Genomic DNA, 15,896 nt, shown 5'->3' on the forward strand with positions numbered 1-15,896 from the left:
ACCGCTGGCGTTCGACCGGGGATTGTCCTCCGTGGCTAACCGTGGGCCGGGCGATGGTGCCCTGTCACAAACGCCCCTAGTGCGGCAGATCCACCACCAGCCGAGGCGGGTTGGTCAGCGTGCTCACCTCGGGGCAGCGCTGTTTGTTCAGACCCAACGCCCACCGAACCTTCCCCTCGAAGTCCTCGCCTTGCTTGGCCTCGGCCAGGATCGGGAAATCCTTCGGCTTAATCTCGCTCGGGCCCGGATACGACCGGATGGGCTTATCGGTCTCATGAGCGGACGCCCCATCGAACAGCACGCCGAGCAATGCGCTACCGGCGACGATGACATTGTCTCCCTTGGGCCCCGCCGAGACGCTGGCGGGGCTGTCCACCGAGTACTTGGGAACCACCAGCTGATCCAGCGCCACCTTGTTCTTGGGGTCAGCCCTGGCATCCGGCCCGAATTCGAAAGTGACCCTGTCGTAGTCGTCCTGCTTACCCACGCGAACATCGCGCAGCTGTGTGGCCACATTCTTGCCGCCACCGCCGCTGACCGTCTCGCAAGCCGTGACACGGAACGTCTCCGGGGCAGGTGTTGAGGTTTGAGGCAGCGCCGTCGTCGTGGCCACGGGCGACACCGAGTCGCCCAGCTGGCGCACCTCAGCGGCGCAACCGGATGCCGTCATGGCCGCCAGCGCCAGCACGCCAATGTTCCGGATACCGCCTTGTCCTCGCATCGCACAACGTTAGCAATAATTGGCACCCGAAAGCTCAACGGGCACACTGCGTGTCGGACGTCAGTTACGCCTTGCGGCCGCGCCGGTTCGGGCCGCCGCGCCCGCGCAGGGTGGCACCCGATTCCACGAGAGCGCGATGCACGTAACCATACGACCGGCCCGTGCCCGCGGCGAGCGTACGAATGCTCGCCCCCTTCTCGTATGCCGCTTTCAGCTCGGCACGCTCCTCGTCGCGTGTTTTGGCCATCGCGACCTCTCTCCCAACTCCATGCCGCTGCCCCTGTGGACGGCTCGACCCGGTTGCACCATAGCGCAAATGTGATCACGCAGGTGCACGAGAGGCGGACGGCGTACGAGAAATGGTCAGGCCAGCTCGATGAGGTCCCGGTACTCGTCCGACCAGTAGTCTTCGGTGCCGTCCGGCAACAACACAACGCGTTGCGGATTCAATGCCTCAGCGGCTCCCGGGTCGTGTGTGACGAGAACGACCGCCCCCAGGTAACTGCGTAACGCGTCCAAAACCTGTTCGCGTGAGGCGGGATCCAGGTTGTTGGTCGGCTCATCGAGCAGCAGCACATTCGCGGTCGAGGCCACCAGGCCGGCCAGCGCCAGACGGGTCTTCTCACCGCCGGACAGTGTGCCCGCCGGCTGTTCCAGCTGTGGGCCACTGAACATGAACGCACCCAAGATTCCACGCAGCTCCTGCTCCCCCGTATCCGGAGCGGCGTGACGGATGTTCTCCCACACCGTCGCGTGATCATCCAGGGTGTCGTGCTCCTGCGCGAAGTATCCGAGCTTGAGACCATGGCCCGGCTCCAGCGCGCCGGCATCCGCGGTCTCCGCGCCCGCCAGCAGGCGCAGCAGCGTCGTCTTCCCCGCGCCGTTGAGCCCAAGAACCACGACGCGCGAACCACGATCGATGGCCAGATCCACCCCGGTGAATATCTCCAGAGACCCGTAGTTCTTGGTCAGCCCCCTGGCCACCAGCGGCACCCGCCCACATGCAGCGGGCGTCGGGAACTTGATACGGGCCACCTTGTCGGCCACCCGCTCTTCGTCGAGTCCTGACAGCATCTTCTCGGCGCGACGCAACATATTCTGCGCGGCAACGGCTTTGGTCGCCTTGGCCCCCATCTTGGCCGCCTGGGTGCGCAGGGCCGACGCCTTCTTCTCCGCATTGGCCCGCTCGCGCCGACGGCGCTGCTCATCCAGCGACCGCGCGTCCAGGTACTTCTGCCAACCCATGTTGTAGACGTCGACCTCGCCGCGAACGGCATCCAGGAACCACACCTTGTTGACCACATCGGCCAGCAGATCGACGTTGTGACTGATCACCACGAGCCCGCCCTCGTGGTTCTGCAGGAAACCGCGCAACCAGCCGATCGAGTCCGCATCGAGGTGGTTGGTCGGCTCGTCGAGCAGCAGCGTCATGTTGGACCCCGCGCCACCCTCAGCCGCGCCGAACAGAATCCGGGCCAACTCCACGCGTCGCCGCTGACCGCCCGAAAGCGTGCGCAGCGGCTGGACGAGCACCCGCTCGGGCAACCCGAGGCTTGAACAGATGCGGGCTGCCTCACTCTCCGCGACATACCCACCCAGCGACGAGAAGCGCTCTTCCAGCTGCCCATAACGGCGAATCGCCTTATCCCGCTGATCCTCGTCGGCCAGCTCCGCCATTAGCGTCTGCTGCTTCTCCAACTCGCTGATGATGGTGTCCAGGCCACGCGCCGACAGCACCCGATCGCGCGCCAGCAGGTCCAGGTTCCCTTCCTTGGGATCCTGTGGCAGGTAACCGATTTCACCGGTCCGAGACACCGATCCAGCGTACGGCTCGCTCTCGCCTGCCAGAATTCTCATCGAGGTGGTCTTGCCGGCCCCGTTACGGCCCACCAGCCCGATGCGGTCACCGGGCTGGATGCGTAACGCGGGGCCCGGCGCATAGACGAGTGTGCGGGCGCCGGCGCGGACCTCGAGGTCCGTCGCGGTAATCACTACTTACTCCTTGGATGCTGTGTACGCGTCTCGCGCGGTCAGCGCTTGTCTCTGAACGCCGCCGCCCGCTTTTCCTTGCGCGCTGCGGTGGCTTCTTCGAAGTTATCGGTGAGCAGCCGGACATAGAGCTGGCCCAGGCCCTCTTGGTGCATGTGACTTTCCAGGCTAGCGGCGTCCAGCCCACTCCAAATGGTGCGCTTGGTCAACTCGATCCCTGGACGGGAGAACCCGGCGATGCGCTCTCCAATCGCGTAACACTCTTCCAGCAGCGATTCGGACGACACCTTGCGGGATACCAAACCGATGCGCTCGGCCTCGTCCGCGTCGATATCGCGGCCGGTCAGCATGATGTCCGAAGCGCGGGACGTGCCGATGGCGCGCGGCAACAGGTAGCTCAGGCCCAGCTCACTGGCTGTCAGTCCGTTGTTGATGCCGGCGGCCCGGAAGTAGGCGGCCTCGGATGCCACCCGAACGTCGCAGGCCAGAGCCAGGCACAGACCGCCACCGATGGCGGCGCCGTTGATGGCGGCGATCACCGGCTGGTGCATGCGGCGCAAAGTGAGGATGACGTCGTCCAGCAGCTCCATCGATCGCAGCGCGATCGTCGGCTGGGTCAGCCCTCCGATGTGCGGAATGGGCCCAGCGGATTTCTGATCGGCGCCCGAACAGAACCCCTTACCGGCCCCGGTGATGATGACGGCGCGCACGTCGTTGTCGTGGCTGATGTCGACCAGCATCTGCTTGAAGGGCAGCATCACGTCGAACGCCATGGCATTCATCCGCTCGGGCCGGTTCAGGGTGACCAGGGCAATATCCGGGCGCGGACGATCCACCAGCACGAAACTCATGCGTCCATATAACCGACCCCGCCGGATTGCACCAAATCGTTTCTGCGCGGCGCCGCCCGTGGGGTGTTACGCCTCTTGTTCGCGCAGCGCCGCCTCAACGTCCAGCTCGCGAACCTTCTGCACCAGGTCGGCCAACGATGCAGGCGGCAGCGCACCGGGCTGATTGAACACCAGCTGGCCCTGCTTGAACACCATCAGAGTCGGAATGGAGCGGATGTTCGCCGCCGCCGCCAGAGCCTGCTCGGCTTCGGTGTCCACCTTCGCGTGGACGACGTCAGGGTTCTCCTCCGACGAGGCCTCGAAGACCGGCCCGAACTGGCGGCACGGTCCGCACCAGGACGCCCAGAAATCGATCAGCACGATGTCGTTGTCGTGGACCAAGTCATTGAATGCGTCTGCGGTGATGTCACGTGTTGCCATGTCGTCCTTAACGTTGCCGGTGCGCGCGATGTTCCGTCGCCGCTCAGTACAGGGGGTCTGCTCAGTACAGCGCGGCCAGGGCCTTGCCGATGTTGAATCCGACGAACTCGTCCTGCCGCCCGGCCCGCAGCTTATTGACCCATTCAGGGTCCGACAGCAGGGCACGTCCGACCGCGATGACGTCGAACTCATCGTTGGCGAATTGTCGCAGCACCGCCTCGACGGGCGCGGGCTCGATATCCCGTACCTCGGTGGGTTTGAACTCCGTCTGCAATCCCACCGAGCCGACGGCAATGGCTGGCAATCCCGTGACACGTTTGGTCCAGCCGGCAAGACTCAGCACTCCATCAGCACCGGCCATGTCCGCGAAGGCGGGCACATAGTGCCGACGGGTAGACGGGTGGAAGACATCCACACCTGCCTCGACCAGGGGGGCGAGCAGCCGTTCCAATTCCGCCGGGCTGTCGGCCAGAGTGGCCGTGTAGTCCGCCTGCTTCCACTGCGAAAACCGGTACAGGATAGGGAAATCCGGCCCGACGGCGGCGCGTACGGCCCGCACCACCTCGACCGGGAATCGCACCCGATCGGCGACCGAGCCGCCATAACCGTCGGCCCGAATGTTGGTGCGCTCCCACAGGAACTGGTCGAGGAGGTAACCGTGGGCGCCGTGCAACTCCACGGCGTCAAATCCGGCCGCCTTGGCATTGCGGGCCGCCGTTGCGTACTGCTGCGCAAGCGGGGCGAGCTCACCGGTCTGCAGTGCACGACCTTGCGGGGAGGAATCTCCTCCCAAGCCGGACGGGCTCACCGACTCCACCTGGGGATTGAACTCCGGATCGACGCCGCGTTCGACACCCTGGTGCCACAGCTGCGCGGCAATCGCCGATCCCTCGTCGTGCACGGCATCGGTGACCGCGGACCATCCCGCCAGCACCTCATCTCCGATGAGGCGCGGAACGCTGGCCTGACCGCCGGCGGCGTCGTCCGGAATGAAAACGCCCTCGGTGATGATCAGCCCCACACCGCCCGCAGCACGGCGGCGGTAGTACGCCGCCACATTCTCACCGGGCACACCGCCGGGTGATGCCGACCGCGTCATCGGGGCCATCGCGAACCGGTTGGGAGCGGTCAGCGATTTGACGGTGAACGGTTCGAAGAGGGGCGCTACGTCTGGTCTCACGTCGGTCACGAGGTGTCAAACTACGCCGACGCCCATTCCATTCCGGATAACGTGGTCAACCATGTCACCAAATCTCTGGCCACGGCCCACGTTGCTGGTGATTGTCGGAGCCGTCGTCTTGTCCAGTGCGGCATGCGGGGGCTCCGCGGATAAGCCCACCGAGTCATCACCGGGACCTGCCTTGACCACCGCCATACGGCATGCGGGTGGCCAGGACAGGGCCGGCGGACTGATCTCCTCGGTATCGGGTCACACGGTCCAGGTGACCAACCCCGTCGGCAGCGTCGATATCGACTTCAACACCATGACAAAACTCACCGAGGTGCACTCCGCGGAACTTTCGGATGTGGTCGTTGGCAGCTGTGTCAGCGTGCTGGCGACGGCCGACACGGATGCGTCCGACCAGGTTACGGCGCAGCGGGTGCTGATCAGTGCGGCCGAGGACAACAAATGTGCCATTGAAACCCCGCCCGGCAGCGCACCACCTCCCGGCATACCGCAGGGACCGCCGCCCGGCGCGGCGCAGGGACCGCCGCCATTCGGCGGCCCGAGCGTCCAGGGCGCCGTCGCCTCGGTCAACGGCAGCACCATCGTGGTCGCCAACACCGATCCCAGTGGGGCCTCGGAGATCCAGACCAATGTCACGGCGACTGCTGATACCGCCTACGACAAACGGCAACCCACCGAGGCCACCGCGATCATCACCGGCAAATGCGCGGACGCACACGGCACCAAGGATGCCAGCGGGGCGCTTCAGGCCACCAAGATCGACTTAGGTCCCGCCACCGACGGGCGATGCGGACCGCCCCCGCGGTAGTTCCCGATATGGCTTCGTCCACGGATCATCGCCAAGGCTGACCTCGGCAACGCACAGCAACTTCGCACATACAGCGGAGCACAACCTCAGTCAGCACACGCACGCTGAGGTGTCCCACTCGTCAAGCCATGGAGAACATCGATGTCCCCAACCCAGATATTCGCCTCACCACGGGTCGCCCGCCGCGCCCTGTTCGCACTCGCCGGGCTGACCGCACTGTCGGTGGCCGCCTGCGGCTCCCAGACCGACACCAACAGTGCCTCCACACAGTCAGCGGCCCCGACCACGTCTTCGGCCGCACCGCAGGTCCAGCACAACGCCAAAGACCAGGTGATGGGACTTATCGCCTCGGTATCGGGCAACACCATTCAGGTGACCAAGCGGGACGGCACCGCGACCGTCGACTTCGGCCCGTCGACGAAGGTCTCCGAGATCACGGCCGCACAATTGCCGGACGTCACCGCGGGGAGCTGTATTGCCGTCGTGGCGCAACAGGACTCCAATCCGCCGACGGCCCGGCGCGTGATGCTCTGGCCGGCAGCCGACGGTAACTGCACGCGGTCACACTCCAAGGACCCACAGGAGCCCGCGTCCCCCACCCCAACGCCCGGTAAACGCCCGGAGCATCAGGCCGTTCAGGGAACGGTCACCTCGGTCAATGGGGGCACGATCACGGTAAGCAGCACCGATCCCAATGGCGGGGCCGCCACCTCAACGACGGTGACCGTGAATACCGACACCATGTACGCCAAGCGTGCCCCGGTGGACCACAGCGCCATCGCCGCGGGCAAGTGCATCGCCGCGCACGGCCCCGACGACGCATCGGGCACCCTTCAGGCCACGACGGTCACCCTTCGAGCGGCCAGGGACGGTTCATGCGGTGGACCTGGCGGCCATCACGAGCGCTAGACCGTGAAGCCGAGGGCCCGGAGCTGCTCCCGACCATCGTCGGTGATCTTATCCGGGCCCCACGGCGGCACCCAGACCCAGTTGATCTTGATCTCCTTGACTAGCCCCGCGCCCACCAGCGCGTTACGCGACTGATCCTCGATGACGTCGGTGAGCGGGCACGCCGCCGAGGTGAGCGTCATGTCGATGGTGGCGACCTTGCCGCTCTCCCCCTCTTCGACGTTGAGGCCGTAAACAAGCCCCAGATCGACGACATTGATACCGAGCTCGGGGTCGACAACGTCGCGCATCGCCTCCTCGAGATCTTCGAGAAGCTTCACTTCCGCGGACACTTCGGTCATCGCTTCACCTTCTCCGTTGTGCCGCTGGTCGCGGCGTCTGCCTGGACGAGCGCGTCTTTGAATGCCATCCATCCTAGGAGCGCACATTTCACACGGGCTGGGTACCGCGAAACCCCAGCGAAGGCAATGCCGTCGCCGATGATGTCTTCGTCGCCGTCGATGGTGCCGCGTGAGGAGATCATCTCGTTGAACGAAGCCACCGTCTTGAGCGCCTCGTCCACCGTCAACCCGATCACCTGATCGGTCAACACCGAGGTTGCGGCCTGGCTGATCGAGCATCCCTGCCCGTCATAGGAGACGTCGGCAATCTTGTTGTCATCCAAGGCAATCCGCAGGGTTACCTCGTCTCCACAGGTGGGGTTGACGTGGTGCACTTCGGCCGCGAACGGCTCACGCAGCCCGCGGTGATGCGGACGCTTGTAGTGATCCAGGATGACTTCCTGATACATCTGCTCAAGGCGCATGCTCGGTCAATCCCCCGTCGCCGCGCTCGCCCCGACGCCGAAGAACTCCTGCGCGCGGCGGACGCCGGCAACCAGTCGATCAACTTCGTCCAGGGTGTTGTAGACCGCGAAGGAGGCACGGGCGCTCGCCGCGATACCGAACCGGCGATGCAGCGGCCAGGCGCAGTGATGCCCGACTCGTACCGCGACACCCTCGTCATCGAGAACCTGCCCGAGATCGTGCGCGTGGATACCGTCCACCACGAAGGCGACCGCACCCCCACGATCAACGTTCTCGGCGGGGCCGATGATGCGGACGCCTTCGATGCTTCCGAGCCCGGCGAGTGCGGCCGAGACCAGCTGATGCTCGTGCGCGGCAATTGCTTCCATGCCAATCGCATTCAGGTAATCAACGGCGGCGCCGAGTCCGACCACCTGGGAGGTCATCGGCACCCCGGCCTCGAATCGCTGGGGCGGCGGCGCGTAGGTGCTGCCCTCCATGGTGACCGTCTCGATCATCGAGCCACCCGTCATGAACGGAGGCATGACCTCAAGCAACTCACGGCGGCCGTACAGCACGCCAACCCCCGATGGGCCGAGCATCTTGTGCCCGGAGAAGGCCGCATAGTCGACGCCCAGTTCCCGGAAATTCACCGGCATATGTGGAACCGACTGGCAGGCGTCCAGAACAACGAGGGCACCAACGGATTTCGCGCGGCGCACCAACTCGTCGACGGGGGCGACGGCACCCGTCACATTGGACTGGTGGGTGAACGCGACCACCTTGACGGCCTCGGTGAGCTCGAGCGAGTCAAGATCGATGCGGCCGTCATCGGTAACTCCGTACCAGCGCAAGGTGGCACCGGTACGGCGGCAGAGCTCCTGCCAGGGCACCAGATTCGCGTGATGTTCCAGCTCGGTGATTACCACCTCATCGCCGGGCCCTACCGCACGATCGAACCGGTCGTCGCCGAGGGTGTACGCCACCAGGTTCAGCGATTCGGTGGCGTTCTTGGTGAAGATGATCTCGCCGTGGTCAACGCTAACAAAGCGGGCGATCGCTTGGCGCGCTCCCTCGTAGGCGTCGGTCGCCTCTTCGGCGAGCTGGTGAGCACCGCGATGCACCGCGGCGTTGCGCTCGGTAAGGAAGACTCGCTCGGCGTCGAGAACACGGTTGGGCCGTTGCGAGGTCGCACCGGAATCCAGGTACACCAACGGCTTACCGCCGCGCACCGTCCGGCTCAGGATTGGGAAGTCATCCCTGATCTCCGAGATCCGAGTGGTGTCCAGCGGCACGGTGGCCGTCACGGTCAGGCTCCCACCGTTTGGGTAAAGCGCACGTAGCCGTTTTCCTCCAGCTCGTCGGCCAGCTCAGGGCCGCCCGACTCGACGATGCGCCCGCCGACGAAGACGTGCACGAACTGCGGCTGGATGTAGCGCAGGATGCGCGTGTAGTGGGTGATGAGCAGAACGCCACCATTCTCGCGCTCGGCATACCGATTCACACCCTCGGACACAATCCGCAGGGCGTCAACGTCGAGCCCGGAGTCCGTCTCGTCCAGAATGGCGATCTTCGGCTTGAGCAGGCCCAACTGCAGGATCTCGTGGCGCTTCTTCTCTCCGCCGGAGAAGCCCTCGTTGACGCTGCGCTCGGCGAAGGCGGCGTCGATCTCCAACTCCCCCATGGCTTCCTTGACTTCCTTGATCCAGTGGCGCAGCTTCGGGGCCTCGCCGCGGACGGCGGTGGCGGCAGTGCGCAGGAAGTTCGACATCGACACTCCCGGAACCTCGATCGGGTACTGCATCGCCAGGAAGAGACCCGCACGGGCACGCTCGTCCACGGAGAGTTCCAGCACGTCCTGCCCGTCCAGAGTGATCGATCCCGAGGTCACCTCGTACTTGGGGTGTCCGGCGATGGCATAGGACAGCGTGGATTTCCCGGAACCGTTGGGGCCCATGACCGCATGGGTCTCCCCCGAGTTCACTGTCAGGTTGACGCCCTTGAGGATCTCGATGGTTTCGCCCTCATTGGGCGAGATGCTGACGTGCAGGTCCTTGATTTCCAGAGTGGTCATGAGTTGCTTTCTATCTACGAGTTGGTCTGGGCGAGTTCGTTTTCGATGGCCTCGGTAAGGCGATCTCGCACTGACTCGATCCCGATCCGGCCAATGATGTCCTGGAAGAAGCCGCGCACCACCAGACGGCGCGCATCCTCCTCGGCAATACCGCGCGAGCGCAGGTAGAACAGCTGCTCGTCATCGAATCGTCCGGTCGCACTGGCGTGCCCGGCCCCGGCAATCTCGCCGGTCTCGATTTCGAGGTTGGGCACCGAGTCGGCCCGAGCGCCGTCGGTGAGGATCAGGTTGCGGTTCAGTTCGAAGGTGTCGGTTCCGGTTGCCTCAGCACGGATGAGCACGTCGCCGATCCAGACGGTATGCGCATCTGCTCGACCGGATTCGGGGTCTCCCTGCAACGCGCCCTTGTACGTGACATGCGAACGGCAGTTGGGTTGAGCGTGATCGACCAGCAGCCGATGCTCGAAGAACTGACCGTCGTCGGCGTAGTAGAGACCGAGCAGCTCGGCGTCGCCTCCCGGGGCCTCGAACCGGACGGTGCCGGTGAGGCGAACCAGATCACCACCGAGCGTGACGGCGATATGGCGCAACACCGCGTCCTTGCCCAGCTTCGCGTGGTGCGCACTGACATGCACGGCGTCATCGGCCCAGTCGGCGATCGAGACGACGGTCAGTCGAGATGCGTCCTCGAGCAGGAATTCGACATTCTCGGCGTATGTTCCGCTGCCGCGGTAGTCGACGACCACGAGCGACTCCGACAATTCAGCGGCTCGCACCTGCAAATGCCCATAGGCCACCTCGCCCGCGCCGGGACCACTCACGGTGATCTCGATCGGGTCTGCGACCACAGCCTGCCTACCAACCGAGACGACGGTCGCGGATGGGAACGCGGAGTAGGCCTGTGCGGCAACGCGATCTGACGGAACCCCGCCCGTGCCGAGCCGTTCGTCGCCGCGATCGACCGTTTCGACGGTTACGCCGTCGCCGGCGGTGACTCCGATGGCCGGGTCGGCCGTCGCGACAGCCGATCCATCGTGCAGACCGCGCAAGCGGCGCAACGGGGTGAACCGCCACAGCTCGTCACGGCCGCCGGGAACCTCGAAGGCCTCGACGTCATAGGAGCTGAACAGTTCGCCCTTGTTGGAGCCCTCGACAGCTTGAGTCAACTGCGTCATGACTAACCGACCGAACCTTCCATTTGCAGCTCGATGAGCCGGTTGAGCTCAAGCGCGTACTCCATCGGCAGTTCCTTCGCGATCGGTTCGACGAACCCGCGCACCACCATGGCCATCGCTTCGTCCTCCGTCATACCGCGGCTCATCAGGTAGAACAACTGATCGTCACTGACCTTCGAGACGGTCGCCTCATGCCCCATGGTGACGTCATCTTCACGGATGTCCACGTACGGGTAGGTGTCGCTGCGGCTGATCGAGTCAACAAGCAGCGCATCGCATTTCACCGTTGAGCGGGAGCCGTGCGCCCCCTTGTTTACCTGGACCAGGCCACGGTAGGAGGCACGACCGCCACCACGCGCCACCGACTTGGAGACGATGTTGCTCGACGTGTTCGGCGCCAGGTGCAGCATCTTGGCGCCGGTGTCTTGATGTTGTCCCTCGCCGGCGAAGGCGACCGACAACACCTCACCCTTGGCGTGTTCACCGGTCATCCACACGGCCGGGTACTTCATGGTGACCTTGGAGCCGATGTTGCCGTCAACCCATTCCATGGTGGCCCCCGCCTCGGCGCGGGCCCGCTTGGTGACCAGGTTGAACACGTTGTTCGACCAGTTCTGGATGGTCGTGTAGCGGCAGCGCCCGCCCGGCTTGACGATGATTTCCACCACCGCCGAGTGCAGCGAATCAGACTTGTAGATCGGTGCGGTACATCCCTCGACGTAGTGCACGTAGGCGCCCTCGTCGACGATGATGAGCGTCCGCTCGAACTGGCCCATGTTCTCGGTGTTGATGCGGAAGTAGGCCTGCAGCGGGATATCGACCTTCACGCCCGGCGGCACGTAGATGAACGAGCCACCCGACCACACGGCGGTGTTGAGCGCGGAGAACTTATTGTCCCCGGCCGGGATCACGCTGCCGAAGTACTCCTTGAAGATCTCCGGGTGCTCACGCAGGCCCGAATCGGTGTCCAGGAAGATCACACCCTGGGCCTCGAGGTCCTCGCGGATCGAGTGGTAGACGACCTCCGACTCGTACTGTGCGGCAACTCCGGACACCAGGCGCTGCTTCTCAGCTTCGGGGATACCGAGGCGGTCATAGGTGTTCTTGATGTCGGCGGGCAGATCGTCCCACGTGGCAGCCTGCTTCTCGCTGGAGCGCACGAAGTACTTGATGTTGTCGAAGTGAATGCCCTCAAGGTTCGATCCCCAGTTCGGCATCGGCTTCTTGTCGAAGGTGCGCAGCGCCTTCAGGCGGATATCGAGCATCCACTCGGGCTCGCTCTTCTTCGACGAGATGTCACGCACGACGGCCTCGGACAGACCGCGCTGCGCGCTGGCTCCGGCCGCGTCGGAGTCGGACCAGCCATAGCCGTAGTTGCCCAGTGACGCGATCGTCTCGTCCTGGGTCAGCACCTCACGCTCGAGGGTCATCGTGACTCCTTACTGGTCGTTGTATCCGGCGCGGGGCTGGGCGCCAGAGTTGTCGATACGTGCAGGGGAATATGCGTTGTGCAGGCACAGTCACCGTTGGCGATGGTGGCCAGCCGCTGTACATGTGTTCCCAACACCTCAGCGAAGGCCTGCTGTTCCGCCTCGCAGAGTTCGGGGAACTCGGCAGCCACATGCGATACCGGACAGTGATGCTGACATATCTGCACACCGCTCGAGGACGCACCCGCTCCACCGACCCGCTGGGTGCTGGCCGCGTATCCGGCTTTGGTCAGCGCAACGGCCACCTGATCCACCGCGGCCTCGGTGTCGTTGAACGGCACGCCGGCCGCGACATCGCTCAAGATCGAGTCAATGCGACGCCGCGCGAAGATCCGCACCGCGTCGTCGCCGCCGATCTCGCGCAGCTGGCGCATGGCGGCAGATGCCAGGTCGTCGTAGGCGTGGTTGAGCTTGGCGCGACCGTCCGCGGTGAGCTGGAACCGCTTGGCCGGGCGCCCTCGGCCGTTGTGCTGCCATGCGGCAGCCGGATTCGAGACGGCATCACCGGCCTCGATCAAAGCGTCGAGGTGGCGGCGCACCCCCTGCGGTGAAAGGCCGAGCTGTTCCCCGATCTCACCCGCGGTGACCGGGCCAGACTCCATGAGCAGCCGCACCACGGCGACACGTGTCTGGCCGTCATGTGACACGGCCGGGGCAGCGTCCAGCACCTGCGACGTCGCCGCAGCAGACGCCACCACAGAGGGCTGGCCGAATTTCACAACACCAGTGTGACGCAATTCGGAATGCCACGTCTAGCAAGGGTTACCTATGTTGAGCGCCACCCTGTCGGCAGGACAAGCCCTGCCCGGCTGGTTCCACGGAGCGGGCAGGACGGGCCGATACGCTGCTGGCGTGTCGGTACGTGGTCAGTGGCTGAGTTCGTCGCTGTCGTATCTGCATGATGACGAGCGTTCGTCGGCCCCGCTCAATGAGCGTGAGCTCACAGCCATGAACCGAACTCGCCTGTTCGGAGCCACCGGAACAGCGCTCATGGCCATCGGCGCGCTCGGCGCCGGCGCGCGACCCGTCATCCAAGATCCGATCTTCGGGGTCCGGCTTCTCAACCTGCCGTCGCGCATTCAGACAGTCTCCCTGACGATGACAACCACCGGCGCCGTGATGATGACGTTGGCCTGGCTCATGTTGGGGCGCTTCGCCATCGGCAGCCTGCGCAACAAAAACGCTAACGGTGAACGGGGACCGGTACGCAGGATGTCCCGCGGCCAGCTGGACCGAACCCTGCTGTTGTGGATTTTGCCGCTGCTCCTAGCGCCTCCGATGTATTCCAAAGACGTGTACTCGTATCTGGCGCAGAGCCAGATTGCGCGGCTCGGCAAGGATCCCTACACGGAAGGCCCGGCCTCGGCGCTCGGCCTGGACCATGTGTTCACCCTCTCGGTGCCCAGCATGTGGCGGGAAACAGCAGCGCCATACGGTCCGCTGTTCCTATGGATCGGCAAGGGCATCTCACGGCTGACCGGTGATGACATCGTCGCCGGAGCGCTGTGTCACCGGCTTGTCGAACTACTCGGGGTGCTGCTCATCATCTGGGCGACACCGCGTCTAGCCCAGCGCTGCGGCGTCGCGGAGGTCAGCGCGCTGTGGCTGGGCGCCGCCAATCCGCTGCTGCTGATGCACCTTGTCGCGGGAATCCACAACGAGGCGCTGATGCTGGGCCTGATGTTGGCTGGTGCCGAGCTGGCGATGCGCGGTGTCGATTCGGCACGACCGCTCGCTGGAGTGATCCCCAGGGTGAATCCTTCGGGGCCACGCACGCGTGTCGAATGGGCTACCTGGGCGCCGCTGGGCAACCTGCTGGCCGGGACAGTGCTGATCACCGCATCATCACAGGTCAAACTCCCCTCGCTGCTGGCTCTGGGCTTTGTCGGTATGGCCCTGGCTCGCCGATGGGGCGGCATCCACGGGTTAGTACGGGCGGGGACGCTGCTCGGAGTCGTGGCGGGTGCCGGAATGGTGCTCATCGCCTGGGCGAGCGGTCTCGGTTTTGGCTGGATGTTCACATTGGATACCGCCTCTCAGGTGCGTAGTTGGATGTCACCCCCCACCCTCGTGGCATTAGGAACCGGGCAGATTGGGATTCTGCTCGGACTCGGCGACCACACCACCGCCATCTTGTCGCTGACCCGCGGTATCGGTATCGGCATCATCGGCGTCGCGGTGTCCTGGCTGCTGCTGGTCGTGCTGCGCGGACGCCTGCACCCCGTGGGCGGGCTGGGTGTCGCCCTGGGCATCACGGTGCTGCTGTTTCCGGTGGTGCAGCCCTGGTACCTGCTGTGGGCAATCATCCCACTGGCCGCGTGGGCTACCCGCCCCGCTTTCCGTGGGACGGCAATCGGCATCACCCTGCTCGTAGGCATTTTCGGGCCGACCGCCAACGGCGACAGGTTCGCGCTGTTCCAGATAATCGACGCAACGGTGGCGAGCGCCATCATCGCGCTCCTGCTCATCGCTATCACGCACGACTATCTGCCGTGGCGTCGGCTGCCTAACGGTGACGAAGCCGCGCCGCTTACGCTGACTGACCGTGACGCAACCACCGACAAGGACAGCACCCCCGGTGCGGATGCGGTCGGTGACGAAGCGATACGGGACAACGACCGCACTCCGCAACCTCGACCTTGAGGTAGAGCAGGCCCAGGTCTTCGCACTGCTCGGCCCCAACGGTGCCGGGAAAACCACGACCGTCGAATTGTGCGAGGGCTTCTTGCATCCCGACGAGGGCACCGTCGAGGTGCTGGGCATGGATCCGGTCGCGAAGAACTCTGCGGTGCGCGCACGTATCGGCGTGATGCTGCAGGGCGGCGGCGCCTACCCCACCGCACGGGCCAGCGAGATGCTCGGTCTCGTAGCCTCATACTCCGCTAATCCGCTTGACCCGCAATGGCTTCTGGACACTCTTGGGCTGACAGACGCCGCGCGCACCCCCTATCGGCGCCTGTCCGGAGGGCAGCAGCAGCGCCTCGCACTGGCATGCGCGCTGGTGGGCCGGCCCGAGCTGGTGTTCCTCGACGAGCCGACCGCCGGTATGGACGCTCACGCTCGGCTGGTGGTGTGGGAACTCATCGATTGCCTGCGGCGCGATGGCGTCTCGGTGGTGCTGACCACGCACCATATGAAAGAGGCCGAGGAGCTTGCCGACCAGCTGATGATCATCGACCACGGCGCGGTGGTGGCCGCCGGTACACCATCGGAGTTGATGCAGTCCGGTGCCGAAAACCAGCTACGCTTCTCGGCCCCGCCGCGACTGGACCTGACGCTCCTCACCTCGGCGCTGCCCGAGGGATATAAGGTCGCCGAGGTGACCCCAGGAGAGTACCGGGTCGAGGGGGTCGTCGACCCGCAGGTGCTGGCCACCGTCACCGCGTGGTGTGCCCGGATGGATGTGCTGACCACCGACCTACGGGTGGAGAAACGGAGCCTGGAGGACGTGTTCCTGGAGCTGACCGGGCGGGAGTTGCGATGAG

At 65.0% G+C, this 15,896-nt stretch carries 17 protein-coding genes; 4 read left to right on the top strand and 13 right to left on the bottom strand.

The features are described 5' to 3' along the window. Positions 1–76: 76 nt before the first annotated feature. From B4383_RS11165 to B4383_RS11190, 6 genes are all read right to left on the bottom strand, one after another. The gene (locus B4383_RS11165) at positions 77–721 is read right to left on the bottom strand and encodes a hypothetical protein (protein ID WP_078288043.1); all 645 of its coding nucleotides are present in this window, start codon (positions 719–721) and stop codon (positions 77–79) included. 64 nt (positions 722–785) lie between these two features. Further along, positions 786–968 carry a helix-turn-helix domain-containing protein gene (locus tag B4383_RS11170; protein WP_078288042.1) on the bottom strand — a complete coding sequence of 61 codons (183 nt, stop codon included), beginning with the start codon at positions 966–968 and terminating at the stop codon, positions 786–788. Positions 969–1,084: 116 nt separating this feature from the next. Beyond that, positions 1,085–2,713 carry an ABC-F family ATP-binding cassette domain-containing protein gene (locus B4383_RS11175; protein ID WP_078288041.1) on the bottom strand — a complete coding sequence of 543 codons (1,629 nt, stop codon included), beginning with the start codon at positions 2,711–2,713 and terminating at the stop codon, positions 1,085–1,087. 38 nt (positions 2,714–2,751) lie between these two features. Then, positions 2,752–3,561 (bottom strand): enoyl-CoA hydratase, encoded by an 810-nt coding sequence (locus tag B4383_RS11180; protein ID WP_078288040.1) that lies wholly within the window; start codon positions 3,559–3,561, stop codon positions 2,752–2,754. Between the two features lie 66 nt (positions 3,562–3,627). After that, positions 3,628–3,981, bottom strand: a complete 354-nt coding sequence (trxA, locus tag B4383_RS11185) for a thioredoxin (RefSeq protein WP_078288039.1) — start codon at positions 3,979–3,981, stop codon at positions 3,628–3,630. A gap of 61 nt (positions 3,982–4,042) precedes the next feature. Next, on the bottom strand, positions 4,043–5,170 hold the full coding sequence (locus B4383_RS11190) for an NADH:flavin oxidoreductase (RefSeq protein WP_078288038.1): 1,128 nt from the start codon (positions 5,168–5,170) through the stop codon (positions 4,043–4,045). A gap of 52 nt (positions 5,171–5,222) precedes the next feature. Here B4383_RS11190 and B4383_RS11195 point away from each other — a divergent pair, with 52 nt between their 5' ends. Both B4383_RS11195 and B4383_RS11200 read left to right on the top strand, forming a co-directional pair. Continuing rightward, entirely contained in the window at positions 5,223–5,978 is a 756-nt protein-coding gene (locus B4383_RS11195) for a DUF5666 domain-containing protein (protein ID WP_139360697.1), read from the top strand. A gap of 141 nt (positions 5,979–6,119) precedes the next feature. Further along, positions 6,120–6,887: a DUF5666 domain-containing protein gene (locus B4383_RS11200; RefSeq protein WP_078288036.1), complete on the top strand. Its 768-nt coding sequence runs from the start codon at positions 6,120–6,122 to the stop codon at positions 6,885–6,887. Here B4383_RS11200 and B4383_RS11205 read toward each other — a convergent pair. The 7 genes from B4383_RS11205 to B4383_RS11235 are packed head-to-tail and all read right to left on the bottom strand — an operon-like array spanning position 6,884 to position 13,130. After that, the gene (locus B4383_RS11205; protein WP_078288035.1) at positions 6,884–7,228 is read right to left on the bottom strand and encodes a metal-sulfur cluster assembly factor; all 345 of its coding nucleotides are present in this window, start codon (positions 7,226–7,228) and stop codon (positions 6,884–6,886) included. The two genes, B4383_RS11200 and B4383_RS11205, sit on opposite strands and share 4 nt — an antisense overlap. After that, the gene (sufU, locus tag B4383_RS11210; RefSeq protein ID WP_078288034.1) at positions 7,225–7,692 is read right to left on the bottom strand and encodes a Fe-S cluster assembly sulfur transfer protein SufU; all 468 of its coding nucleotides are present in this window, start codon (positions 7,690–7,692) and stop codon (positions 7,225–7,227) included. Before sufU ends, B4383_RS11205 begins: the two co-directional genes overlap by 4 nt. A gap of 6 nt (positions 7,693–7,698) precedes the next feature. After that, positions 7,699–8,979, bottom strand: a complete 1,281-nt coding sequence (locus B4383_RS11215; protein WP_078288033.1) for a cysteine desulfurase — start codon at positions 8,977–8,979, stop codon at positions 7,699–7,701. A gap of 2 nt (positions 8,980–8,981) precedes the next feature. Then, positions 8,982–9,746, bottom strand: coding sequence for a Fe-S cluster assembly ATPase SufC (gene sufC, locus B4383_RS11220; RefSeq protein WP_078288032.1), 765 nt, complete (start codon positions 9,744–9,746; stop codon positions 8,982–8,984). A gap of 14 nt (positions 9,747–9,760) precedes the next feature. After that, a complete protein-coding gene (gene sufD, locus B4383_RS11225; RefSeq protein ID WP_078288031.1) occupies positions 9,761–10,921 on the bottom strand; it encodes a Fe-S cluster assembly protein SufD in 1,161 nt (386 codons plus the stop codon). Between the two features lie 2 nt (positions 10,922–10,923). After that, complete coding sequence (gene sufB / locus B4383_RS11230; RefSeq protein WP_078288030.1) at positions 10,924–12,351, bottom strand: Fe-S cluster assembly protein SufB; 1,428 nt, start codon at positions 12,349–12,351, stop codon at positions 10,924–10,926. After that, positions 12,348–13,130 (bottom strand): metalloregulator ArsR/SmtB family transcription factor, encoded by a 783-nt coding sequence (locus B4383_RS11235; protein WP_078288029.1) that lies wholly within the window; start codon positions 13,128–13,130, stop codon positions 12,348–12,350. The genes sufB and B4383_RS11235 overlap by 4 nt, the downstream gene beginning before the upstream one ends. Before the next feature lie 133 nt (positions 13,131–13,263). Between B4383_RS11235 and mptB the strand changes: the two genes are divergently transcribed. After that, positions 13,264–15,054: a polyprenol phosphomannose-dependent alpha 1,6 mannosyltransferase MptB gene (mptB, locus tag B4383_RS11240; RefSeq protein WP_078288028.1), complete on the top strand. Its 1,791-nt coding sequence runs from the start codon at positions 13,264–13,266 to the stop codon at positions 15,052–15,054. Next, entirely contained in the window at positions 14,996–15,895 is a 900-nt protein-coding gene (locus B4383_RS11245) for an ABC transporter ATP-binding protein (protein WP_078288027.1), read from the top strand. Before mptB ends, B4383_RS11245 begins: the two co-directional genes overlap by 59 nt. Position 15,896 lies beyond the last annotated feature (1 nt).

Origin of the sequence: Mycobacterium sp. D16R24, assembly GCF_002013385.1 — a bacterium.
Taxonomy (GTDB): domain Bacteria; phylum Actinomycetota; class Actinomycetes; order Mycobacteriales; family Mycobacteriaceae; genus Mycobacterium.